At 43.9% G+C, this 22,815-nt stretch carries 24 protein-coding genes; 11 read left to right on the top strand and 13 right to left on the bottom strand.

All coding sequences use genetic code 11. The features are described 5' to 3' along the window. Positions 1-50: 50 nt before the first annotated feature. The 4 genes from TZ97_RS06865 to TZ97_RS06880 are packed head-to-tail and all read right to left on the bottom strand — an operon-like array spanning position 51 to position 3,470. Positions 51-716 carry a potassium channel family protein gene (locus tag TZ97_RS06865; protein WP_003008667.1) on the bottom strand — a complete coding sequence of 222 codons (666 nt, stop codon included), beginning with the start codon at positions 714-716 and terminating at the stop codon, positions 51-53. 9 nt (positions 717-725) lie between these two features. Beyond that, a complete protein-coding gene (locus tag TZ97_RS06870; protein ID WP_045759833.1) occupies positions 726-2,108 on the bottom strand; it encodes a TrkH family potassium uptake protein in 1,383 nt (460 codons plus the stop codon). 31 nt (positions 2,109-2,139) lie between these two features. Continuing rightward, entirely contained in the window at positions 2,140-2,904 is a 765-nt protein-coding gene (locus tag TZ97_RS06875) for a nucleoside phosphorylase (RefSeq protein ID WP_045759834.1), read from the bottom strand. After that, on the bottom strand, positions 2,901-3,470 hold the full coding sequence (locus TZ97_RS06880; protein WP_045759835.1) for a sugar O-acetyltransferase: 570 nt from the start codon (positions 3,468-3,470) through the stop codon (positions 2,901-2,903). Before TZ97_RS06880 ends, TZ97_RS06875 begins: the two co-directional genes overlap by 4 nt. Before the next feature lie 176 nt (positions 3,471-3,646). Between TZ97_RS06880 and TZ97_RS06885 the strand changes: the two genes are divergently transcribed. Beyond that, a complete protein-coding gene (locus tag TZ97_RS06885) occupies positions 3,647-4,390 on the top strand; it encodes a DeoR/GlpR family DNA-binding transcription regulator (protein WP_045759836.1) in 744 nt (247 codons plus the stop codon). 12 nt (positions 4,391-4,402) lie between these two features. Further along, a complete protein-coding gene (locus TZ97_RS06890; protein WP_045759837.1) occupies positions 4,403-5,212 on the top strand; it encodes a Cof-type HAD-IIB family hydrolase in 810 nt (269 codons plus the stop codon). A gap of 90 nt (positions 5,213-5,302) precedes the next feature. Here the strand turns inward: TZ97_RS06890 and TZ97_RS06895 are convergent, their stop codons facing one another. Next, positions 5,303-6,250 carry an AEC family transporter gene (locus TZ97_RS06895; protein WP_023919058.1) on the bottom strand — a complete coding sequence of 316 codons (948 nt, stop codon included), beginning with the start codon at positions 6,248-6,250 and terminating at the stop codon, positions 5,303-5,305. Positions 6,251-6,333: 83 nt separating this feature from the next. After that, positions 6,334-7,959 (bottom strand): malolactic enzyme, encoded by a 1,626-nt coding sequence (locus tag TZ97_RS06900; protein WP_045760213.1) that lies wholly within the window; start codon positions 7,957-7,959, stop codon positions 6,334-6,336. Positions 7,960-8,351: 392 nt separating this feature from the next. Here TZ97_RS06900 and TZ97_RS06905 point away from each other — a divergent pair, with 392 nt between their 5' ends. The 4 genes from TZ97_RS06905 (at position 8,352) to TZ97_RS06920 (ending at position 14,273) form a co-directional block, all read left to right on the top strand. Next, the gene (locus TZ97_RS06905) at positions 8,352-8,702 is read left to right on the top strand and encodes a helix-turn-helix domain-containing protein (RefSeq protein ID WP_023919061.1); all 351 of its coding nucleotides are present in this window, start codon (positions 8,352-8,354) and stop codon (positions 8,700-8,702) included. A gap of 111 nt (positions 8,703-8,813) precedes the next feature. Beyond that, positions 8,814-9,689 (top strand): LysR family transcriptional regulator, encoded by an 876-nt coding sequence (locus tag TZ97_RS06910; protein WP_023919063.1) that lies wholly within the window; start codon positions 8,814-8,816, stop codon positions 9,687-9,689. 301 nt (positions 9,690-9,990) lie between these two features. Then, positions 9,991-11,409 carry a vWA domain-containing protein gene (locus TZ97_RS06915; protein ID WP_045759838.1) on the top strand — a complete coding sequence of 473 codons (1,419 nt, stop codon included), beginning with the start codon at positions 9,991-9,993 and terminating at the stop codon, positions 11,407-11,409. A 149-nt stretch (positions 11,410-11,558) separates the two neighbouring features. Then, complete coding sequence (locus TZ97_RS06920) at positions 11,559-14,273, top strand: DEAD/DEAH box helicase family protein (RefSeq protein WP_045759839.1); 2,715 nt, start codon at positions 11,559-11,561, stop codon at positions 14,271-14,273. Positions 14,274-14,328: 55 nt separating this feature from the next. On the opposite strand, the gene TZ97_RS06925 is transcribed toward TZ97_RS06920, so the two are convergent. Together TZ97_RS06925 and TZ97_RS06930 are read right to left on the bottom strand one after the other, a co-directional pair. Continuing rightward, positions 14,329-15,366, bottom strand: a complete 1,038-nt coding sequence (locus TZ97_RS06925; protein ID WP_045759840.1) for a zinc-binding dehydrogenase — start codon at positions 15,364-15,366, stop codon at positions 14,329-14,331. A gap of 78 nt (positions 15,367-15,444) precedes the next feature. Further along, positions 15,445-16,350, bottom strand: coding sequence for a cation diffusion facilitator family transporter (locus TZ97_RS06930; RefSeq protein WP_045759841.1), 906 nt, complete (start codon positions 16,348-16,350; stop codon positions 15,445-15,447). Positions 16,351-16,482: 132 nt separating this feature from the next. Between TZ97_RS06930 and TZ97_RS06935 the strand changes: the two genes are divergently transcribed. The 3 genes from TZ97_RS06935 to TZ97_RS06945 are packed head-to-tail and all read left to right on the top strand — an operon-like array spanning position 16,483 to position 17,875. Next, the gene (locus TZ97_RS06935; RefSeq protein WP_221761561.1) at positions 16,483-17,022 is read left to right on the top strand and encodes a TetR/AcrR family transcriptional regulator; all 540 of its coding nucleotides are present in this window, start codon (positions 16,483-16,485) and stop codon (positions 17,020-17,022) included. A 15-nt stretch (positions 17,023-17,037) separates the two neighbouring features. Next, complete coding sequence (locus tag TZ97_RS06940; protein WP_045759843.1) at positions 17,038-17,508, top strand: HXXEE domain-containing protein; 471 nt, start codon at positions 17,038-17,040, stop codon at positions 17,506-17,508. A 34-nt stretch (positions 17,509-17,542) separates the two neighbouring features. After that, positions 17,543-17,875: a hypothetical protein gene (locus TZ97_RS06945; RefSeq protein ID WP_045759844.1), complete on the top strand. Its 333-nt coding sequence runs from the start codon at positions 17,543-17,545 to the stop codon at positions 17,873-17,875. A gap of 47 nt (positions 17,876-17,922) precedes the next feature. Here the strand turns inward: TZ97_RS06945 and TZ97_RS06950 are convergent, their stop codons facing one another. Then, the gene (locus TZ97_RS06950; protein WP_045759845.1) at positions 17,923-18,861 is read right to left on the bottom strand and encodes an AEC family transporter; all 939 of its coding nucleotides are present in this window, start codon (positions 18,859-18,861) and stop codon (positions 17,923-17,925) included. A gap of 224 nt (positions 18,862-19,085) precedes the next feature. On the opposite strand from TZ97_RS06950, the gene TZ97_RS10790 reads away from it, so the two are divergent. Together TZ97_RS10790 and TZ97_RS10835 are read left to right on the top strand one after the other, a co-directional pair. Beyond that, complete coding sequence (locus TZ97_RS10790) at positions 19,086-19,247, top strand: hypothetical protein (protein ID WP_001062367.1); 162 nt, start codon at positions 19,086-19,088, stop codon at positions 19,245-19,247. Between the two features lie 2 nt (positions 19,248-19,249). Beyond that, positions 19,250-19,390, top strand: coding sequence for a hypothetical protein (locus TZ97_RS10835; protein WP_200893080.1), 141 nt, complete (start codon positions 19,250-19,252; stop codon positions 19,388-19,390). Between the two features lie 81 nt (positions 19,391-19,471). Here TZ97_RS10835 and TZ97_RS06960 read toward each other — a convergent pair whose 3' ends face one another. Genes TZ97_RS06960 through TZ97_RS06975 form a run of 4 tightly spaced genes read right to left on the bottom strand, consistent with a single transcriptional unit; the run spans position 19,472 to position 22,464 of the window. Further along, positions 19,472-20,272, bottom strand: a complete 801-nt coding sequence (locus TZ97_RS06960; RefSeq protein ID WP_024054603.1) for an energy-coupling factor ABC transporter ATP-binding protein — start codon at positions 20,270-20,272, stop codon at positions 19,472-19,474. Further along, positions 20,259-21,095 carry an ABC transporter ATP-binding protein gene (locus tag TZ97_RS06965; RefSeq protein ID WP_045759846.1) on the bottom strand — a complete coding sequence of 279 codons (837 nt, stop codon included), beginning with the start codon at positions 21,093-21,095 and terminating at the stop codon, positions 20,259-20,261. The genes TZ97_RS06960 and TZ97_RS06965 overlap by 14 nt, the downstream gene beginning before the upstream one ends. After that, complete coding sequence (locus TZ97_RS06970) at positions 21,071-21,862, bottom strand: energy-coupling factor transporter transmembrane component T (protein WP_171963570.1); 792 nt, start codon at positions 21,860-21,862, stop codon at positions 21,071-21,073. The genes TZ97_RS06965 and TZ97_RS06970 overlap by 25 nt, the downstream gene beginning before the upstream one ends. Next, positions 21,862-22,464 carry a hypothetical protein gene (locus tag TZ97_RS06975; RefSeq protein ID WP_003008715.1) on the bottom strand — a complete coding sequence of 201 codons (603 nt, stop codon included), beginning with the start codon at positions 22,462-22,464 and terminating at the stop codon, positions 21,862-21,864. The genes TZ97_RS06970 and TZ97_RS06975 overlap by 1 nt, the downstream gene beginning before the upstream one ends. Positions 22,465-22,815: the final 351 nt, after the last annotated feature.

Consider the following 22,815-nt stretch of genomic DNA (forward strand, 5'->3'; position numbering starts at 1 on the left):
AATCGAATTCTAATGAATTACCGATTTCTGTCCCACTCTCAATTACACGATTAGTCTAACAAGTCTTGGATTCTATCTAAATATTGGTTGTCTGTCACTGCCATCACGCGCACCCCTTCAGGCCAGATAAAGTCGGGACCAATCTGAATATGAAGCGGTTGGTCTTCCGCATCTCGATAGCCGATAATATTGAGATGGTACTCCTCTCTGACAGCCAAGTCCTGAAGGCTTTTTCCCACCCAGCTAGCTGGAACCGTAAACTCAGCCACCACCACTGCTTCATCCAACTGGAAGACTTCAATCCCGTGTTGGAAGAGGATCATCTTAGCTAGAGACATCCCCGCTTCTACCTCTGGTAGGATGACCAAATCAGCTCCAATCTTCTCAAGGACTTCCTTGGTCACTTCATTCTTGACCTTGGCGATGACGTGCTCGACGCCAAGTGCCTTACAGTGCATGACCGCCAGGACACTTGATTCCAAGTTTTCTCCCGTCGCAATGACGACTGTGTCACAGTTCCCAATATCTGCCGCATCCAAGAGGTCCATTTCCGTAATGTCTCCAACAATCCCAGTTGTAATCATAGATTCATACTGGTTGATCACATCTTCATGATCGTCAATTGCAATGATATCCACATCCTGGTCCTGCAGGGTTTTTAAGACACTCTGTCCAAAAATCCCTAATCCCAGAATTCCAATGGTTCGATTTGCCATAAGTCTCTCCTATCCGATAATGATGTCTGCCTTGGCATATTGCAAGGCATCTGCCTTTTTGGCCTTGTAATTGTTCAAGCTGACCATAAGGGTCAAGGGGCCGATCCGCCCAATAAACATGAGCAGCATGATAATTCCCAACCCAGCTCCATTTAAGGTCGAGGTCACATTAGCCGTCACGCCCACTGTCGCTAAAGCCGATACCACCTCAAAGACCAGGTACAGAAAACGTTGACCATCCGGCGTCACAAGACAAAGGCCAAAGAGACCCAGGATAAAGGTCAACTGGAAAATCACTGCTGTGCCCAAAGAACGTTGCACCAAGTCCGGTGCGATGGTGCGTTTGCCCAGGTTGGTATGTGGCAACCCCAGCAATTCCTTGCGAGCGAGGAGGATCAAGACCAAGAAGGTGGTGATCTTCATCCCTCCTGCTGTCCCACCTGGTGCCCCACCTAGGAACATCTGGAGGATATAGACAAAGAGTGTCACAGGTCGGACTGCTGTATAATCCAGTGAGGCAAAGCCAGCCGTCCGCATGCTGACCGTTTGGAAGAAGCTGACCAAGATCTTCTCTCCCAATGGCAGGGACCCAATCGTTGCTGGATTATCAAACTCTGTCAAGAGACTGGTCACTGTCCCAAAGAGAAGAATCGCAGCTGTTAACCAGAGAACCACCTTGGTATGAAAGCGAAGAGTCCGTCGTCCAGATTGGTTACGAGTCTTTGTAGCCAGGTCAAACCAAACCATAAAGCCCAAGCCCCCAGTAATAATCAGAGCAGACAAGGTCAGATTGACCAACCAATCGGTCTGGAAACTCATCATACTATCGCCCCCAAAATTATCAAAGCCTGCATTACAAAAGGCGGAAACCGCAACAAAGATGGAGTTGAAAATCCCATGGCCCCAGCCGAAGCGAGGAATAAATCGCGTCATAAGGAGCAAGGCTCCGATACCTTCGATGGTAAAGGTAGTAATAAAGATGGAGCGGACAAAACGGGCCAAGCTCTGGTTATTACTAAAGCTAAAGCTGTCTCGAATGGTCTGCCGGTCTTTGTAACTGAGCTTTTGTCGGCTCTCCATAAAGAAGAGACCGATAAAGGTCAAGATACCTAGGCCTCCGATCTGGATCAAAAGCATACAGATGAGTTGCCCCCAGCCATTATAGGTCGAAGCCACCGACTGGGTAAAGAGCCCTGTCACACAGACCATGGAAACCGCTGTAAAAAGATGGTCGATATAGCCTGCTGTTGAGCTTGCTTGCTGGACAAAGGGCAGACTCAGTAAGAGCGAGCCGATCAAGATGACTAAGGCAAAGCTGAGAAAGATCCGCCTTGCTGGAGACAAGCGAGTCAATTTGGCCCGCCATTGTTTAAAAAATAATTTGTCTAACATAGCTTCATTGTATCATAAAAAGAGAAAAGACTTATAAGTGATGAACCATCTCTAGGCATAATTCTAAGGCCTTCTCAAAAGCTTCTGAGCCCCAGTCACGCTGGTCATAATTTTCCAGGTCTGCAAGAGAATCTGCGGTAAATAGGAGCAAGCCCCAAACCGCCCCACGAAGTTGGGCCACTGCAGCAAGGGAGGCGCACTCCATCTCCACCACACTACACCCTTCTTCGATGCGATAGGCCACCTTGTCAGGTGTTTCCCTATAAAAACCGTCGGTCGACCAGGTCATGACCTCTTGATAAGGAATGGACGCTTGTTTGAGAACTGTTTCAATAGCAGTCAGGGCACGGCCGTCCACCTCTATATAACGGGAGGGCGCTACATAATGGTAACTGGCTCCCTCATCTCGCAAGGCCTTGGTCGGGATTAAAAAAGCATTTTCTTCTATGTCCACCAAGACCCCACAGCTACCTGCCGATATAATCTTCTTCACCCCATAGCCAATCAACCAATCCATGAATTGCGCAGCAGCTGCAGATCCAACTGGCGCCTGGGCCAAGCAAATTTCCTCTCCTTGGTGCTCCATAACATAGACCGGATAGGTCTTGGTAGCTGAGACAAAGCTAGCTACTTGTTTGGCTCCAACAGCTTCCGCAAAGCGATCAATCTCATCTTCCAAGAAAGCATAAACACTTTTTTCAGGTAGGTGCAGGTCTAACCCCTCATGGGTCGGCATAATGACCGCCTGCGGATTGTCGTCAAACTCTAAAATGGGAATTTCATGTTTATGGATCATTCCTTCTCCTTTTTAACGGGTATTTCTTTAATGACACGGGCTGGATTTCCTGCAAGGACCACATTGTCTCCAAAGGACTTGGTGACCACTGCTCCTGCGCCAGCAACCACATTGTCACCCAGCGTCACACCAGGAAGGATGGTGACCCCTCCTCCTGCCCAGAAATTGTCCCCAATGGTAATCGGAGCTCCGTACTCGAGACCAGAATTGCGCTCGTCTGGATCCAGTGGGTGTAAGGGGGTCAAAAATTGGCAATTAGGACCAATCATGGCATTCTTTCCGATCGTGATGGGACAGATGTCCAACATGGTCAAATTGTAATTGGCATAGAAATTTTCTCCAATATGGATGTTGACCCCATAATCCACAAGTACTTGACGATTGAGATAGAGGTTTTCACCGGTTGATCCAAACCACTCTTTGATGATAGCTGCCCCTTTTTTAGGATCCACCTCTTGGTTAAAAGCTTCTTGTTTCTCCCGAGAGGCTTGGGCCAAAGCCCGCAATTCAAGGTCCGCAGGTTTATAAAAATCACCTGCAATCATTTTTTCATATTCACTGGCCATAAGGAAACCTCCACGTTATTTTGACATATTATAGCAGAATTCCCCCTTTAAAACAAACGTCAGAATAAGGTTTGTAAGAAAAAAGATCATAAACACTTAAAAACACTTAACAAAACTTGCATCCGCTTACAAAATAATGTACAATAAAGACAAGAACAGAAATAAGGAGCGAATTCATGTACCAGGAACAACGGCTCGAAAAAATCCTAGAACTTTTAGAAGAGCGAAAACAGCTATCAGCTAAAGAAATGGTCGACTATTTCAAGGTCTCAAAAGATACTATTCGCAGAGACTTTGCTCTCCTTAGCCAACGCCAGCTGGTTCGTAGGACCCATGGTGGACTCCTCCCCTTAAACAAAGAACCTGGCCCTTCTTATCTAGACCGCAGTCAAAAGGCTAATAAGGAAAAGACTGCCATGGCTCAAAAGGCTCTGCAATTGATCCAAGATGGACAAGTGATTTTTCTCGACGTTTCCACCTCGATGACCCTGCTTGCTGGCATGCTGAATAAGGAAGTCACAGTCTATTCGCATTCCCTTGACAATGCCATCCAGCTCAGTAGCCATTCCCAGGTTGACTTTCATCTTTTAGGAGGAAAATTCTACCCTAAAAACCGCTTCTACTATGACGCGAATCAAGCACAAATACTGGACAATCTTCGCTTTGATCTCGCTTTTTTTGGAGCGAGTAGCTTAGCCAACGGCGAGGTCACCTTTGAAGATGCAGAAGACGTTGCCGTCAAATCCCTCGTCTTTGAACGGGCTCGTACCAAGGTGCTGGTGGCAGAAAGCAGCAAGTTCTCCCAAAATGCCAACTACTATCTTGCTCGTCTCAAGCAATTTGATTATTGGATTACCGACCAAAAACCAAGCCCGGAAATCCTTAAACAAGTCGGCAACGAAACCACTATTCTCTATTAGGAGGTAATCTTTATGTCTCACATTCGTCTCATCATCAGCGATATCGATGGCACCATCTTAAATGACCACCATCAGATCGATCCACAGTTAGCATCATTGATCCCGGATTTAAAGCGTGAAAAGATTCCTTTCGTGCTGGCCTCTGCTCGCTCTCCAAAAGGGATGGCACCCATTGCCAAAGAGCTCGACATAGAAGACTGTCCTATGGCCTGCTACAACGGGGCCTTGATTCAAAAAGGAGAACAAGTTCTTTTCGAGCATCCCTTGGACAAGACGGAGGCCCGGAACTTTATCGACTGGGCCAACCAACACTTCCCTCAAGTTTCGATCAACCTCTATAGTGGAAAAGACTGGATGACCGATCATCTCGACCAATGGAGCCAAGAGGAGGCCCGGATTACAGGAGAAAAACCTCTCATCATCCCCCTATTGGATCCTTTGCTGGATACGACAAAGCCCCTCCACAAATTGCTCTTAATTGGAGATGCAGAAGAGATCCAAGCCCTCTATCGTGCTATTTCTGCCGACGACTTCCCTTCTACCGCCTTTTATCTCTCCAAAGCCAACTACCTAGAAGTTACCGCTAAGCACGTCTCTAAAGAGGATGCTCTGGTTGAGCTCGCTAATCACTACCACTTGAGCTTAGAAGAAGTCCTCACCATGGGGGACAACTTCAATGACCTTCCTATGCTCAAAAAAGCAGGCATCGGTGTCGCTATGGGCAACGCTCCACAAGAAGTGAAAGAGGGAGCAGCAGTCGTGACAAAGACCAACAATGAAAACGGGGCTGGGCATGCGGTTGAAACCTATGTGTTGATCTAGTCATCCGTTTAAAAAGGACGTCGAGTATAATATCCGACGTCCTTTTTGACGAATGTATAGCACTAAAACTACATCATTTTCATATAAATGCTATCCCAACAATGTCTGCAGAATTGGAACCACAATCACAAATAAGACTGTGCTGAGAGTGACCACATTCGTTGAAAACTCAACATCGCCTTTACCTTGATTGGCAAGGATAGGAAGAACTGCCAAGGCTGGTGTTGCTGATTGGATCATAAAGGTTCTAAATTCTGGTGCCACCATATTTGGAGAGAAGAACTTCAGAACCAAGAGCATGATGACCGGTGCAAGAATAAAACGACCAACCAGTGTGATAATGGTATCTTTATCAAAGCGAATCGTCTTAAGGCCTGCCTTAGCTAGGACGATACCGATATAGACAAGAGATAAGGGCGTTGTTAAACTACCAATATAAGTCAAAGTACTTTCCGCAAAACTTGGAACAGGAATACGCAACACCAAAAAGACGAGGGCTACGAGAAAACCTAATAAAGGAGCTGGGAAAAGCTTTTTCCAATTAAATTTTTGAGCCTGTTTTGAAGCCCCTTCTTTACTATCAGATGTCATCAGATAGACACCTAATGTCCAAGTAGATACTGTATTTGTAATATAATAAACCAAGAAGTAAGGAAGGGCTTGATTTCCAAACAAAGCGATATTTAAAGGCAAACCAATAAATATGGTATTGGCATTAACAAAGGTATTAATCATGGTTCCTCGACGACCTGGGCGCACTTTAAAAACTTTCACTGCGATAAAGGCCGCTAGGTAACCAAGAATGAAGGCGATAAAGGTATACAACAAACCGCCAGACAAGCTAATCAATTTATCTAAAGTTAAATATTTAAGAACAGAGGTAAAAATTGCAACAGGCATGGCCACGTTCATAATCAGTTTAGATAAGTCATTTCCAAAACTCTCTTGAAACCAACCACGGACTTGCAAGAAATAACCAAGAATGATGATGACGATAATGGGTACAATACTCTGAATTGAAGTTAAAAAGATTTCCATAGTCTCCCTTTCTATATAACAGGACATACAAGAAAAGGTGTACGAGGCATCCAGTTGTACTCGTACATCCCATTTCCATTTACTTATTTATATTCTGGATACCATTTCAAATCACGAACTGCTTTAGCCATATCTGTTTCTTGAGCACGCGCAAGACCTTGTTCTTGCGCTTTTTTAGCAACTGCTTCTGCTACTTTGATAGACACATCAGCTACATACTTGAATGGAGGCAAGACTGGTGCTCCTGGTTCGCCTGGATTGACAATACCACTCAATGAATGTGCGGCAGCGCCAATCATTTCATCCGTCAACAGACTCGCTTCAGAAGCCAGCATACCAAGTCCAAGACCTGGGTAAATCAGGGCATTATTCGCTTGACCAATCACATAGTCCACACCTTTATAGGAAACTGTACCAGCTGGAATTCCTGTTGCAACAAATGCTTTTCCGTCTGACCATTCGATCAAATCTTTGGCACTTGCTTCAGCTAGTTTGGTTGGGTTTGACAATGGGAAAATGATAGGACGTTCTGTGTTTTCACACATAGCTTCTACAATTTCTTTTGTGAAAGTATTTGGCTGAGTTGAAGTTCCCACAAGAATCGTTGGTTTAACCGTCTTCACCACTTCAAGAAGGTCTGTCAACTTGTCTGCATTGGCAAAATCAGAACGTTTCTTAGCAAATGGTTTTTGTTGTGGCGTTAAGTCATCCATGTCATCAAAGAGGAGACCTTGTTTATCGACCATAAAGAAGCGTTTATAGGCTTCTTCTTCAGGCAGACCTTCACTAACCATTTCACGAAGGACACGAGAAGCAATCCCTGCGCCAGCAGTTCCACCACCATAGCAGAGGTAAACTTGATCCGTTAATTTTTCACCTGTAATATCCAATGAACCAAAGATACCTCCAAGGGTTACGATACCAGTTCCTTGGATATCATCGTTAAAGGTTGGAATTTGCTTCCGGTATTTTTCAAGGATGTCGGCAGCATTTAAGCGACCGAAATCTTCCCAGTGAAGGTAGAGTTTAGGGAAAAGACGTTCTGCAGTTTGGACAAATTGATCGATAAAATCATAGTAACGATCACCACGCACACGTTCGTGGCGATTTCCCAAGTAATTAGGATTGTTACGAAGTTCTTCACGATTGGTACCTGCGTCAATGACCAAAGGAAGTACCATTGAAGGATCAATTCCTGCAGCTCCAGTATAGACCATCAGTTTCCCAACAGAAATATCGACACCATTTGTACCCCAGTCACCAATACCGAGAATACCTTCTGCATCTGTCACAACAATAAGACGAATTTCACGATCACCCGTTGCATTTTTCAAAGTCGCTTCGATATTTTCAGGGTGATTGATGTCAAGATAGGCCGCATATTGTGGGTCTACAAAAAGATCGCTATAGCCTTCGATGGTATCGGCAATAGTTGGATCATAAACAATGGGATTAAACTCTTCCAAATGTTGAGCAAATAGGTAGTAAAATAGAGTACGATTTGTATTAAAAATTTCCATTAGGAACAAACGTTTTTCCAAATCATTAACCTTTGTTTGCATTTGCGCATAAGTTTGCGCTGCTTGTTCTTCAATGGTTTGAACGTAAGGTGGTAGGAGGCCAATGAGACCTAGTTGCTTACGTTCCTCTAAAGTAAAGGCAGTTCCTTTATTGAGGAAAGGGTTGTTTAAAATATCATGTGCAGTCATCATGTGACCTCCTTATTAGTTTAATTTATTATACCACTTATTTGCATTAAATGACACTTTGTTCTATATATGATACAATATGAATGAATCACTCAATGAAAGTTCAGGCGATACAACCGAAAATGATGCGATTTCAATAGATAACAAAATAATAGGTTTATCCATCACTTCCTAGATAGTCACGGTCATCTCTTAAAAAAGCCTGTTCCTTTCCACCTTTTAGAAGGTTATTCTCATCAAAAGATCCACTGTTTTCAGGTACTCTTTTTTCCACTTATGATGATCAATACCTATAAAAACCATAGATAATAAATCTAAAATATGTTTGTTATAAAATACTTTGTTTTGTTTAAGGTGTTATTTTTGTCATTTAAAACTTGTATTCTGGTTACATGAAAACAAAACATTATTTACAACGGTATATAGCGCAAAAGGTCAAATATTTGCGAAAAAAACAAAACATGAGTCAAGAGGAGCTATCGGAACGGGCAGATCTTGGATTAAAATACATCAATCAATTGGAAAATCAAAACGTGAATCTGACCATTCACAGTCTTGAAAAAGTCATTTCTGCTCTTGAGTTAACGCCTGAAGAATTCTTCAATTTTGATTCACTCGAAGCGTCTTCAGATCCTACTGACAGCCTTTCACTTAAGAGAGTAAACATGAAAATTAAACAACTTCCAGTTGGAAAAAGGGAAAAGATCCTAACGATTTTTGAAGATCTTTTAGATAGCCTTTAATTGTCCTCTGACTCACCTCAGATTGTAACAAACAAAAAATCATATAGTCAAATTAGCTATCACGGATAATTTTTGCTTATCCATGTCTGTCTATTTAGAAGAGGGAGCCCAATGAATCTTAAGGACTTTTATTATTTTTTTGATCTTAGTCAACAGCAATCCTTTACTGGGGTTGCCCAAAAACACGGGATCAGTCAACCATCCGTTTCCTATGCGATTAAACGACTAGAAAAGGAATTTCACTGCCCATTAATCGCGCACGATCCTTCTCACCGTACTTTCAAATTAACGCCCCAAGGAGAAATCTTGCTACGACATATTCAAAAGGTCCTACCTGAGATTCAAGGAGCTAAAAAAGAGATCCTCCGGAGTCTCTCTCAATTCAATACGATTGGTTTCCCACCAATCATCATTGACTATCTTGTCCGAAAACAACCCGCCTTTATCAGTAATGTTGCAGCTCTTCAAAGTATCCATCCTGTTCAAGAAGGGTCTGTCGAACTTTTGGAATTACTTTCCAAAGGAGAACTAGATGCTAGTTTTTTAGGGAGTTTAGAACCGATTAAAGATCATCGCTTCCAGGTAAGAGAAATGGCCAAACGAGATCTCTTCTATATCCTTCATCACAACCATCCACTAGCCTCAAAAAAAGTATTACAATTTTCAGACGTCATCGATGAAGATTTTATCATTCCAGATGAGCACTTTGTTCATTTAAAAGCCTTTGAACTGTTGAATGAGCGCTATCACCATGAGGCTACGCCCTTCTTTCAGACGGATGATATTCAGCTCCTAAAACAACTTCTTCGTAAACAAGTGGGGATCAGTTTACTAGCAGATCTTGCACTAACAGATGATGAAGAGGAATTGATTGCCATTCCGATGGATGAAGACGAACGGATCAGCTTTTACGTTTCATTAGTTGAACCGAGGGAAAGTAATCTCAAACCGGAGGTCATCCAATTCTTTGAAAAATTACTAAGCTAATCACAACCTCCATTCTTTGTCCTGATTTAGAAACATAAATAAAGTGACTAGCTAGTATTTTTTACGACTAAAAAATATAGTAGAAATGCCGATAAAATAAGGATTCCTGCAAATTTGTGGGAATCCTATTTTCTTTTGCTCAATTTGTATATTTAAATTATTTTGTGTATGTTTTTCTTACTCAGCTTTTTATCAATAATTAGGGATATAAAAGCCGGTAAAACCCTTGATTATTATACCGTTGACAAGTTTTTTAAAAACCTGTATGATAGAAAAAAGTTAATTAAAAAGGGGACGTATTTTGAAAAAATATACTATTTCACGTAAACAAACTTTAACTTTAGCTTCCGTTGTTTTAGCAACTGTCTTCACAGGAACGACTATTGCTTCTGCTGATGACGTTGCACCTGCAACAACCCAAGCTGCTCCTGCAGCTACTACAGCAGCAAAATCACCTATCACCGCTGCAACAGAAGAAATCAACGCCAAAGCCAATACACCAGTTGTTCCTGCTGATAAAGCAAAAACTGGGGATGTTATCGCTGTGGACGTCAAGAAAACTGGCCCATCTGCTAAAACAGACGGTGCAGATACAACCACTACTTCAACAGCAACTATCAAAACCACTAGCTTAGCCGATCAAGACACACCTGTGGGCACTTCAAAACCAGTCTCTTCAACTAAAACAGCTACATCCACTAAAGAAACAGCTGACTACACTGAGACAACAACTGAAACCGTCAACAAAACAACTGTAGTCGAAGTGACAAAAGAAGCCGATGTGGTCAATAAAAAAGAAGTCCAAGGAACATCCGATATCGTCTTTGTCATTGATAAATCAAGTTCGATGGATTCTCACATCAAGGATACGATGAAGAATATCGAGACCTTTGTTCGTAATCTTTCTGCTAAAAATATTCAAGCTCGTTTAGGGTTGGTTGAATATGAAGACTCAAAACAACAAAAATACCACGATTTTAATGGATCAAAATTCACAAGTGATCCAGAAAGCTTCATTTCTGCTCTGAAAACTATCAAAATCTGGGGTGGTTTTGAAGATGCAACTGTTCCATTGTACCACATCGCTACTTCAGGAGACTACGACTGGGGATCTGGTGCAAACAACCATCGCTTTGCTTTCCTCATCACAGACGAAGACATTGATCTTACACCATATACACCAACCAAAGAAGCGACACTGAAGGCTCTTCAAGATGCTGGTATCTCTTTGACAGTGGTTGGTGAAACACGTGATAAAAAAGACTTTGATCCATTGGTCAATGGAACAAATGGTCTTTACCTAGATATCCGCAAAAATTTTGGTGACTTGTTGAACGTTCAATTTGCCAATAAAGTGGTTGAAACCGTCCAAAAAGGTCGTGTCTTCAAGGTACAAACAGACAAGTATGAGTTGATTTCAAAAACTCATCGCGTGGCGAAAGCAAAACCACAAACACCTAGCATCCAAACGCCTGCAACACCGACTCCTACTCCTCAAAAACCGGCTGTTGTAACCCCTGCGAAACCGACCGTATTCACACCAGCTAAAAACGAGCCTGTGAAAACGGAAGTTTATATCGCACCTGCAGCTCTTCCTCAAAAAGAAGCAAGCCTTCCAAATACAGGAAGCAAGACCTCAATTGCTTTGACGACTCTAGGTCTTGGTCTTCTTAGCATGGGTGCTGCCTTTGGCCTCTCTCGTAAAACAAAGAAAGACTAACATGAAAAGCCTAATCCGTTGATTGGGCTTTTTATCACTCAAAATTTCCCCTTTGCTATTTTCATTAGAAAGCGGAAATCTTCAACTTCTACCAAGAGATTCTTGTCCCCCGCTATGATATAATGGGGACAGTACAAGGGAGGAAACCAATGTTACAAGAACTAGCCTTTACAGGCCAATGGAGACACTATCAAAAACGCGTTCTCGATAAGAGTGACGCTTTTATGGCGGATGGCCACCTGCATTTGGTAGCAGCTCCTGGCTCTGGAAAAACAACCCTGGGAATCGAATTTATCAGACGCTTCGGCCAGCCAACCCTGATCTTGGCTCCAACGGTCACCATTCGTCAACAATGGGTGGACCGGATTATCCAGGCATTCTTGAGTGATGAAAGCCAAGCGGAGCAATTGATCTCTCAGGACCTCAAACATCCTAAGCTGATTACAGTGGCTACCTATCAGGCCCTACACAGCGCCGTGAACCAAGTCGTCGGTCAATCACAAGCTGAGGATACCGATGACCAGGCAGAGATTGAAACATTTGATTTCAAAGGCTTTGATATCTTTACTACTTTCAAATCCATCTCACTCGGGACCCTTTGTTTAGATGAGTGTCATCACCTGCGCAATGAATGGTGGAAGAGTTTGGAAGCCTTTCGTCAGGCCTTCCCAGACTTAAAGATGATCTCCCTTACCGCCACCCCGCCCTATGAAGGGGATCCTGCCCTTTGGGATCGCTATATCCGCATGTGTGGTGAGATCGATGAGGAAATTACGGTTCCCGAATTGGTCAAGGAAGATACCCTTTGTCCCCACCAAGACTATGTCTACTTTGCCTTTCCAACCAAGGAAGAGCAAGAGCAGTTGGACGCTTTTAGCCAACAAAAGAATGCTCTCTTGCAACAACTGACTTCCGATCCCCTCTTTTGCCAATACCTCCAAACCTGCCAGGCCTTATCTGGTCAGATTAGCGATGATGAATTGCTCAATGAGCCCAAGTATCTCTCTGCTACCCTGATCTTTCTTCGAAGCAAGGGAATTGACTTTCCCAAACGTTTCCAGGACCTTTTAGGAGCCAAGAAACTACCTGCTTTCACCCTGGACTGGCTTGAAATTCTCCTGCAAGGTCTGCTCTTTCAGGTGCCTCACTGGTACAATCTACCTGAGGAATACGAGAAGCAACTGCTTCATGAATTAAAAGCAGCCAGCTTGATCGATCGAAAACAAGTCAAACTGGTCCGCAACAAAAAACAAGACCTTCTACTCAACCAATCCCTCGGAAAACTTAATGCCGTCCGAGAGATTTTCAAGGCCGAATACCAGGCTCTTGGAAGCCAACTACGACAACTGGTATTAACAGACTATATTCGTCAAGATTTTGAAGTTCATCTAGGAGATAAGGACGCCCAATTTACTCAATTGGGAGTGCTCTCTTATTTCGAATCTATTCGCAGGGAAAGCTTAGAGCAAGCAACTCCTCCTGCCATCGCTGTCTTAACCGGTAGCATCGTCATCATCCCGACGGTTGCTAAGCCAAGACTAGAGGAGCTGTTAGGAGGGAATAGACTGACTTATCAAAGTGTTGGCCAATTATCTCCTGATGACTTTCTCAAGGTTCGTTTGGTCGGTTCTCAACATGATTTGGTGACAGCTGTGACCCAGCTCTTTCAAGAGGGCCTCATCCAGGTTGTTATTGGAACCAAGTCTCTTCTAGGAGAAGGCTGGGATGCTCCTTGTGTCAATTCCCTGATCCTAGCGAGCTTTGTCGGCAGCTTTATGCTCAGCAACCAAATGCGAGGTCGTGCCATCCGAGTGTGGCCTGAGGATCCAGACAAGACCAGTAATATCTGGCATCTAGTCTCTATCAACCTTTCCCTAAAGAAATGGTATGAAAAGTCCGATCTTGAAAAGGAAGAAATCGAAGCCCTCACTGATCAGTTGAAAGAATACAGTCCTGATCTGGAACTCTTAGAAAGACGGATGAAGCAATTTTTAGGTCTCCATTACAAGGAGCCCTTCATCGAATCCGGTATTGAGCGTCTAGCCTTTGACAATATCCGCTATACCAAAAAACAGTTGCAAAAACTCAATGAAGAAACCTTAGAGCGCTCCACCCATCGTCAAGAACTCCGAGACGGCTGGAAAAAAGCCCTGCCTATTCTGGAGAATATGGAGATTGCAAACGAGGTCCAAGTGGATAAACACTTCCTGCCCCTGGCCCTATTTTTTGACGCTAGAAAGCTAGCTCGTTGGCTGACGGCCGCCACTTTGACCGATGCTTTCGCCAACCTGATCTACTATTCACATAGAGGAGGATGGAATAAAGCGTCTCTAATTCTTCTAGTCGTTTTAGCTGTTCTCGCTCTCCTTGCTTGGCTCCGCTACTATCTCTATAAGAGTCCTTATAAACGGCTAGAAGTCTTCGGCCAGGCTATCCACCAAGCCCTACTCCGTTCTGGGCAGATCCAGACTCAAGCAACCCGCATCCAAGTCGTACGAGACAGAAAGGATGCCATCAACACGCTAATCTATTTGAAGGGCGGAACCATGCGGGAGAAGGAACTCTTCTCGCAAACCATGATCGAGTTTTTCGCTCCAATTGAAAATCAGCGCTATATCCTGAAAGCACAGGAAAAGGTGTCCGATCAGACAGAATATTTCGCAGTACCAAGCCTCTTTGACAAACGGAAAGAGGATGCCCAAGCCTTTGTGGCGCAAATTCGAAAGAGTCTGGGCAAGTATGACCTCGTCTATACCCGAAGTGCCGAAGGCCGTGCCATTCTCCTTGATGCGCGCATCAAGGCCCTAGCCAACAAACAAGAGCGCACCTTCACCAAGAAACAAGTGATGTCGGATTTGAAATAAGATTTTATTTCACTACAAAAAATTCTAGTAGACAGCCTCTACTAGAATTTTTTTGTTAGTCAAGTACAATCATAGCCTTAATAGTCTTACGTTCATCCATGTCCTTATAAGCTTGGTCGATATCTTCCAGTTTATAGCTTGAGGTAAAGACACGACCCGGATTGATATCACCATCAAGTACCGCTTTTAACAAAACTTGTTTGTCATAAGTAGTAACTGAGGCTGCTCCACCTGCCACTGAGATATTTTGAGCAAAGGTCGAACCAAGGGCACGGTTATTGTAATGAGGAACGCCCACAAATCCCATGCGTCCTCCATTATGGAGGACTCCGAGAGCTTGCTCAACAGCTGCTTCTGTACCGACACATTCGAGAGCTGCATCTGCTCCGCCTCCAAGGATTTCACGGACCTTGGCAATACCTTCTTCACCACGCTCAGCCACAACAGCTGTCGCACCTGACTCCAAGGCCATTTGTTGACGGTCTTGGTGGCGACTCATAAGGACGATTTGCGATGCACCACGCATCTTAGCTGCAATGACAGCACATTGGCCAACAGCACCGTCACCAATAACGACAACCTTGTCACCTTTTTGCACATTAGCTACACGCGCTGCATGATAGCCCGTCGGCATGACATCAGCCAGCGTCAAGAAGGATTTGAGCATGGCTTCTGTATAATCAGATGGTTGCCCTGGAATTTTGACAAGGGCCCAATTGGCAAAGTGGAAACGGATGTACTCTGCTTGCACCCCGTCAGACCAGTTGGTGCCGATATGGCGGTCACAAGTCCCATCATAACCAGCACGACAGGCATCACACTCCCCACAACCATGGGTGAAAGGCGCGATAACAAAGTCTCCTGGTTTAACCGTTGTAATGGCTTCTCCGATTTCTTCGACGATACCAATAGCTTCGTGACCACTATTTTGATGACCTGCTTCAATATCAGGATTGCGGTAGCTCCATAGATCGGATCCACAGACACAGGTACGAACGATGCGGAGAATGACATCATCCGGTGCTTCGATGCGTGGACGTTCTACTTCTACTAGACCCACTTGCCCAGCTTTTGTATAGACTGTTTTCTTCATAGGATTAACCTACTTTCTATTGCTTACTTATCTATAGTATACACTTTTTATCGAGCTTCTGCTCATACCAACTCGTCATTAATGGTGGTGATAATCATGCCCATGACCTTGATCAACTTCCAGTTCTTCGATCTTGCGTTTATGGGCTCGGTGGGTTGCCAGGTCTTCATCAACCTCAATGGTGACGTTTTGAAAACCACAATCTTTGAGCAAGGTACGAATCGCTTCTTTACAAACCTCCATGTGGTTGACATGCTCTAAACAAACATGGACAATGGCGTTCTTTTCCAGCCCATCCATGGTCCAGAGATTAAGCTGATTGATACTAGCCACATGGTCCAACTGCTCCAAATCACTCTTCACTTGCTGGATATCTACTCCTTCTGGCACAGCATCGAGAAAAATCTTGAGCGTGCTCCAAAAACGTGGAATTGCTTTTGACAGAATAAAGATAGAAATGGCAAGAGATAAGAGCGGATCCAGAATATACCAGTCGGTAAATCGTAGAACAATGGCCATTAGGATAACAGCCACCCAACCCAAGGTATCTTCCAGAAAATGCAGGCTGAGAATGGATTCGTTCTTGGTTTGTCCTTTGCGAATGACGAGACTCGCTAGCACATTGATGCTGACGGCTATGATTCCTAGCCAAAGGATGCCCTCATCGTTGACAGGTTGTGGATGAAAGATTTTCGTTATATTTTCCAAAATAACCAGAACGGACCCTGTCATGAGAATCACTGCCGTTACCATGGCCCCTAAAAGGCTAAAGCGCTTGTAGCCCAAGGTATAGCGGCTGTCTTCTTCGCGATTGGAGATACTTTCCAAAAAGGCGGAGATCCCAATAGCGATCGCATCTCCCAAGTCATGGACCGAATCCGCAAGGACAGCGCTGGATCCAAAAATCCCTCCTGCAATAAACTCAACAATGGCATAACTCAAATTCAAGAAAAAAGCGATCCAGACCGCATGTTTTGTCTTCATAATCCTTAATCCTTTGTTATAATAGATTCATGAACATCATGTTCATTATCATTATCTAACATTCACAACAGAAAGGATAGGAGCAAACTGTTTAGGGTGTCCGTTACTGAACAGTTTGTTCTAAGTGTCCATATGACAGCACAGGATCGTCGCATCACCAAAACTCGAAAAGCTATCTATCAAGCTTTTTTACAATTACTCAACCAAAAAGACTACGAGGCCATCACGGTTCAGGAAATCATTGACTTAGCCGATGTGGGGCGATCAACCTTTTACAGCCATTACGAAAGTAAGGAATTATTGCTAGATGAACTCTGTCAAAAGCTCTTTCACCATCTCTTTGAGCGTGCTGAACACCTCTCTCCACAAGACTACCTAGCCCATATCTTCCAGCATTTCAAAAAAAATCAAGACCATGTGACCAGTCTCTTGCTCTCTAAAAATGATTATTTTATCCGGCAACTGCGAAAAGAGCTAGAACATGATGTCTATCCAATGGTGGCTGATGAACTGATCAAGACTCATCCTACTATTCCTCATTCTTATCTCAAGCACCTTGTCGTTACTAACTTCATTGAAACCCTCAGCTGGTGGTTGAAAAAAGGCAAGTCCTACACCGAACAAGAAGTGACCCAGTTTTATTTGGAGATTTTAAAAGTGGGGTCGAACTAGAAGGGAGTATTTTCAATGACCAGCGTACAATTTTACTTTCTATTTCCATCACTCTTCATGCTTCACGAACTGGAAGAAATCGTTTGGATGCCATCCTTTGTCAAAAAAATATCAATCCAGTATCCAAACAATCGAATCCTATCTTATTACACTCCTTTTGCTTTCAATGCCATTGTCTTGGAGCAATTTCTGATCCTAATAACGTCGCTATATCTTAGTTACCAGTTTAACAACTATAGCATTTACGCAAGCATCATAATCGCTTATATCTACCATGTGTTCGGACATCTGATTCAAACAATCGTTATACGAAAATATGTGCCTGGATTGTTGACGGGCATTTTAACGAGTTTGCTTGCTCTTTGCAATCTCAAAAATGAATTTCCAATTAAACTTTATGGTTACTCTCTTTTTACCTTATTGGTTATTATTTTAAATCTTGTAGTATCATTTATGATTCTTCATAAAATCAGTCATAAAAAATAGTACTCAGGCAATCATATCTTAGAAAGGAAACCCTATGTTCTTCCCCATTCTTCTCGGCTTTTTTACAGCCTTCTTTGCCCTTGCTTTTGTTCTTCTTCACTTATTGGCTTCTCTTTCTGAAGTTAAAAAAGGGAATCACACCCTAGGAAATACATTTCTCCTCATCGGAAGTAGCCTTGCGACCTTATCACTCATCCTCTACTTCTTTTTACCGATTGTCGCTCTAGTCCTTTGGCTGATCGGCTGTGGTTTGATTTGCTACGGAGCCTATTGGAATGGGAAACACAAAGGAAACTTCCATCCAGCTCACCACCTGATTCGGATGGGCATCGCTCTGGTCCTTACCATCTTGTTAGCCATGTTATAAGAAAAGCTCAAGTTTTAAAAAACTTGAGCTTTTGTATTTGCTATTTGTTAAGCCATCAACAGCATGAGAATAGGGATCACCACCATGGTTGCAAGGGTCGTCTCTGTCACCATGACGGCTGCATAATCACTATCAGCTCCGTAAAGTCTGGCAACGACTGGCGCATTGGTCATCACAGGCATGGCGGACTGAATGATAAAGACCTGCTTCATCAAGCTTGGAAGAGGGGCCCAGTAGACGATAGTCGCCATCAAGAGTGGAGCAACCAGGAAGCGTCCGAATAGAATCAGTAGCTGATCTTTTCCCAGTACTAACTGCTTCACACCTACATGAGACACTGACAAGCCGATGAATATCATGGATAAAGGGGTTGTTAAATTACCCAGATACTGCAAATCACTGGCTAGAAAGGCTGGCAACTTGATCTGCAGCATCACCATGACTAGCCCTAAGATAAAGCCCATCAGGGGCGGAGAAAAGACTTTTTTCAGACTCGTTTTGAGATCAAACTGAGCTTCTCCCTCACCATCCCGCTGGATGAGATAAGTTCCCAAAGTCCAGAAAAAGGTCGTATTACACATGTAATAGATCAAAACATAGGGAATGCTGGCATCTCCAAAGAGGGCTTGGTTAATAGGAAGCCCCACGAAGATGGTATTGGAATTAAAAAACATGGAAATAAAGAGGCCACGACGGTCCTGTCTCACCGCAAAGATTCTGGCTACTCCTGTCGCGATGCCAAGCAAAATAACCATAGACAGGGCAGGAAACCGCAAGGCTGGCAACATTTTAAATAGATCTGCTGCTGTGAAGCGCTGCGTAATGGTGTAGAGCATATAGCAGGGAAGAGCAACTTGAGTGACCAATTTAGCGAGTAGGCCACGTGACTTGTCGTCAAACCAACCTTTTTCACCAATGACAAAGCCCACTAAAATCATGCCCAGGATGACCAGGATCCCTGATATGCTCTTCAAAAAGATGTCCATGTTCTCCCCTTTTCTTTTTTAAATTTGAACTAAAAAAAAACATTTTTTACAAATCTCAAAAACTACTCTAGTATATCATAAAAAGAGGTGGGGCAACATGCCCAACCTCATGCATTTTATTAATTGTCACTAATACCCCTTCTTAGCAGCTTTCGTCCATTGGTACCAACCAACGAGACTGTTGATAAGGTAAATCAAGAAAAACCAATAAAATGGTGGGGACTATGGCGAAAATAGATGATTCAGTTAAAAAGAAAGTTCCAGAATTGCGATTTAAAGGATTCACGGATGAATGGGAACAGCGTAAATTGGGAGACGAAGTTCGAATAGTGATGGGACAGTCTCCTAATTCAGAAAATTATACTGATGATCCTAATGGGCGCTAAAAATGCGAAGACCTATGAAGACCTATTTTGTATTAGTCAAACAAAAGATCCAAAAGAAATGGTATATGATTATGACCATGAAACAAAGTAAAACCAAACCGAGTGATCTGAGGAAGCACCCGATGATCATGAAACGTTATTAAACACAAAAGTCACCCATGTGAGTTCTTGCCAGAAGCTGAAGTTAATCCTTCAACCTGGAAAACCCGCAGAGGTGACTTTTTCTATACATCTCGATTTTTCTGGTAATAATCATTAACCGATAAATATGTCTGTGAATCACCCAGCGACTCCGCTATGTCCATAATCCGCGGTGGTAGTAATCCCACTCGCTGGACAAGTTCGTGATCGCTGAACAATTCCCGTGGACTGCCGGCGAAGCCAAACTTCCCGTGTTCCATAACATACACCGACTCAAACTCGGCGGCGACCCAATCCATGTCATGGGTGATGGTCACAACTTGGTGGCCCGAATCAGCCAACTGATGGAAAATTGCGGTCAACTTGCGCCGGCTTTCCCAATCAAGCGACATCATCGGCTCATCAAATAAATAAATCGCCGGATCCACTGCCAAAACTGTGGCAACGCTTAACAGCTTGCGTTCCGACAATGACAGGTCATATGGACTTTCAGCTGTTTTATCATCCAAGCCAACTCTTTTTAGAGCCGCTAAAGCCCGCCTCGTAATCGTGTCGTGGTCATCCATGACCTGCGCGACACTCCACTCCACCTCTCGTTGAACGGTCGGGTTGAAAAGCTGATCGTCAGGATTCTGAAAAGTAATCCCAACCTTCAGTAACTTTTCGACTGGTTTAAGATCATTAAAATTTTCTCCATCGATCTTAATCACACCGGTTTGTGGTGTCAGCAAGCCCGTCAACAATTTGAAGAGCGTTGATTTGCCGGCACCATTTTGGCCGACAATCGCCACCATCGGATCGGCGAAGAGTTTGTCTTCAACATCCAAGCTAAAGGACCGTTCCGGATAAGTGAACGTCAGGTGGTTCAGTTCAATTGTGGACATAACAAACCTCCTTCAGTTCAGCGTCATTCACCGGATACCGGCCATCAGCCAAGTGCCAATCCATTTTTTGAGCAAGTTGCTGGATTGTCGGGGCTGGAATCTGCCAGTCAGCTTCCAAATGATTAAACACCTCACCCGGCCTGCCCTGGGCTACCATTTGACCCTCGTGCAGCACCCACACAACGTCGGCGACTTCGCACAAATCGTCAATTTCACTGGTGACAATGAAGACAGTCGTCTCTTTGACTTGGGCCAGCCATTGGAAAAATTGTCGGCGGCCAAGGGGATCCATCTGACTGGTCGGATCATCCATAATCAAAACAGCCGGGTTAGCCGCAATCGCCGTGGCAATTGCCAACCGCTGGCTCTGACCACCGGAAAGGCTCTCGGGACGCAAATTCAGCTGTTCAATCAGCCCCATTTGCGTCGCAACTTCTTCAACCCGTTTTTGAATCAGTCCTTCAGCCATTCCCTGATTAATCAAGTCAAAGGCAATTTCATCGGCAACCGTGTCTGCCAACCCGCTTAGTTGGCCAGCTGGATTTTGCAGTACAACTCCATTCATGGCATTATAAACGGGCCAATTGTCGGACACGCGCTGGCCAAACATGTGCCAGTCGCCCTCAATCTCAGCAGACACCATTTTGGGAATGACCCCTGCCAGCACACGGCACAAAGTCGATTTGCCGGAGTGGCTATTCCCGATAATCCCAACCACCTGGCCGGTATGAACCTCCGCGTTAATCTGACGCAGTTGTGGTTGCTCAGTACCCGGATAACGGGTGGTCAAATTTTCAATTACAATCCGTTTATCTTCGTCCATATCTTCCACCCAATCAATAAAATTGCCAATCCAGTCAGACCAATGTGCAGCGTCCGCGACAGGCGATACACGCGCTGGGAGGTTCTGACAGTCCGGTTGGGATTATCAAAACCTCTCAGTTGGAGAGAAATCGACCGCGCCATCGATTGATCCAAGGTCTTAATCACCAATGGAATTAGAACCGGCAGGACTGACTTTAATTTCTGAATCAACGTTTTTTGCGGATTGGTTCCGCGAACTTTTTGTGCCTGCTGGATTTTCCGCATATTGCGCATCATTTCCGGCAAAATATAACACACCGACATCAGAACGTAGACAGTTTTATAAGACAATCCGGACAGTTCCAAATAGGCCGCGTTTTCTGAAATACTCGTGGTCACCATAAAAAAGCCACTGGTCAAAATAATCACCAATACTCGACAACCCAGTGTGGTGGCGTAAATCAGGCCTTCTTTGTAGAACGACACCCCAAGCACAGAAAACAGCACAGTTTGATTCCGACTGTAAAATAACCCTTGGATGATCAGCATGGTGCAAATTAGAAACAGGCTGAATCCCAGCGCCTTAAAGATGGTAGAACTCAATTTGGAAAATAACAATAGCAGTGTTGCGACAAGAATTAATCCGGCCTGAAGCAATAAATTCATACTGGCAAAGCTCAACAACGTCATGTCCAAGATGAACAAGAGCTTAGTAATCGGATCGATCACCTGGTACCACTTGAGCTTGACCCGTGGCGCTCCAGAAATCAATGTTTGATCAGTCATCATTTATCACCGCTAAAGAAGTGCACCATCCGCTTCGGCAGCTGACGATAGATGAAGAATGCCAGGTAGGCCACGCAGACTTTATCCAAAATATCCAAGACAAACTCATCGATAAATGAGGCCAGCCACACTGGTGCATGATTGGCGACCATTACCGCAAACAATGAGTCACCCCAAGCGATACCGGTCTGACCACCCCAAAAGATGACGTTGAGTGGCGTTGAAATGACAGCTGAAACGATGGCAATAATAATAGCAGAAACAAATACTCGTCGCGCTGACGAGAACCACCCATTGGCGTGCAAAACTCCGACAGCAATCCCAATTCCGATGCTGGTAATCGCATACACGGTTGAAATTGGCGATAAGGTCAGCCCATAGATCACGTTGTTGATGAAACCACTGATGGCACCGGCAACCGGCCCAGCCAACATGCTGGCAAGAAAGGTTCCCAAAGACCCCAGCCAAACGGGCAACTTTAACCCCTCCGCCAAGGCTTTGGCAACATAGTTAATCCCCACGGCAGCGGGAATCAAAGTCATGGTGGCAGCACTTAACTTAAATTTCCACATACTGGTACGATGAATCGGTTCTGTTTTCATAATCTTCTCCTTTTGTTTTTAAAGAGCCGTGTCTGTTTAGACTTTCGGACGCAACGCTCTATAGATTTTTATGGTTGAACTGCCTTCATTCTAGCAGAATCACCTTAGTCGACATCGGATCTTCTCCTTTAAAATGCTTGTTCAACAGTTCACAACTAATCATACTCCTATTTTCATGGAAGTCAAGAATTTTCTGAAATTTTTTTGGAAACGTTCGGGAATTGAAAAATAGAGCAAGCGCCCATGAGAATGATCGCTAGACGATTAAAAGAGGCTACTATAAAAAAACAAACACCAGAAATGGTGTTTGTTGTGAACAGAGAAAAATTGTTTTTTTATATAAATCTAATA

The organism is Streptococcus parasanguinis (assembly GCF_000963275.1).
Taxonomy (GTDB): domain Bacteria; phylum Bacillota; class Bacilli; order Lactobacillales; family Streptococcaceae; genus Streptococcus; species Streptococcus parasanguinis_B.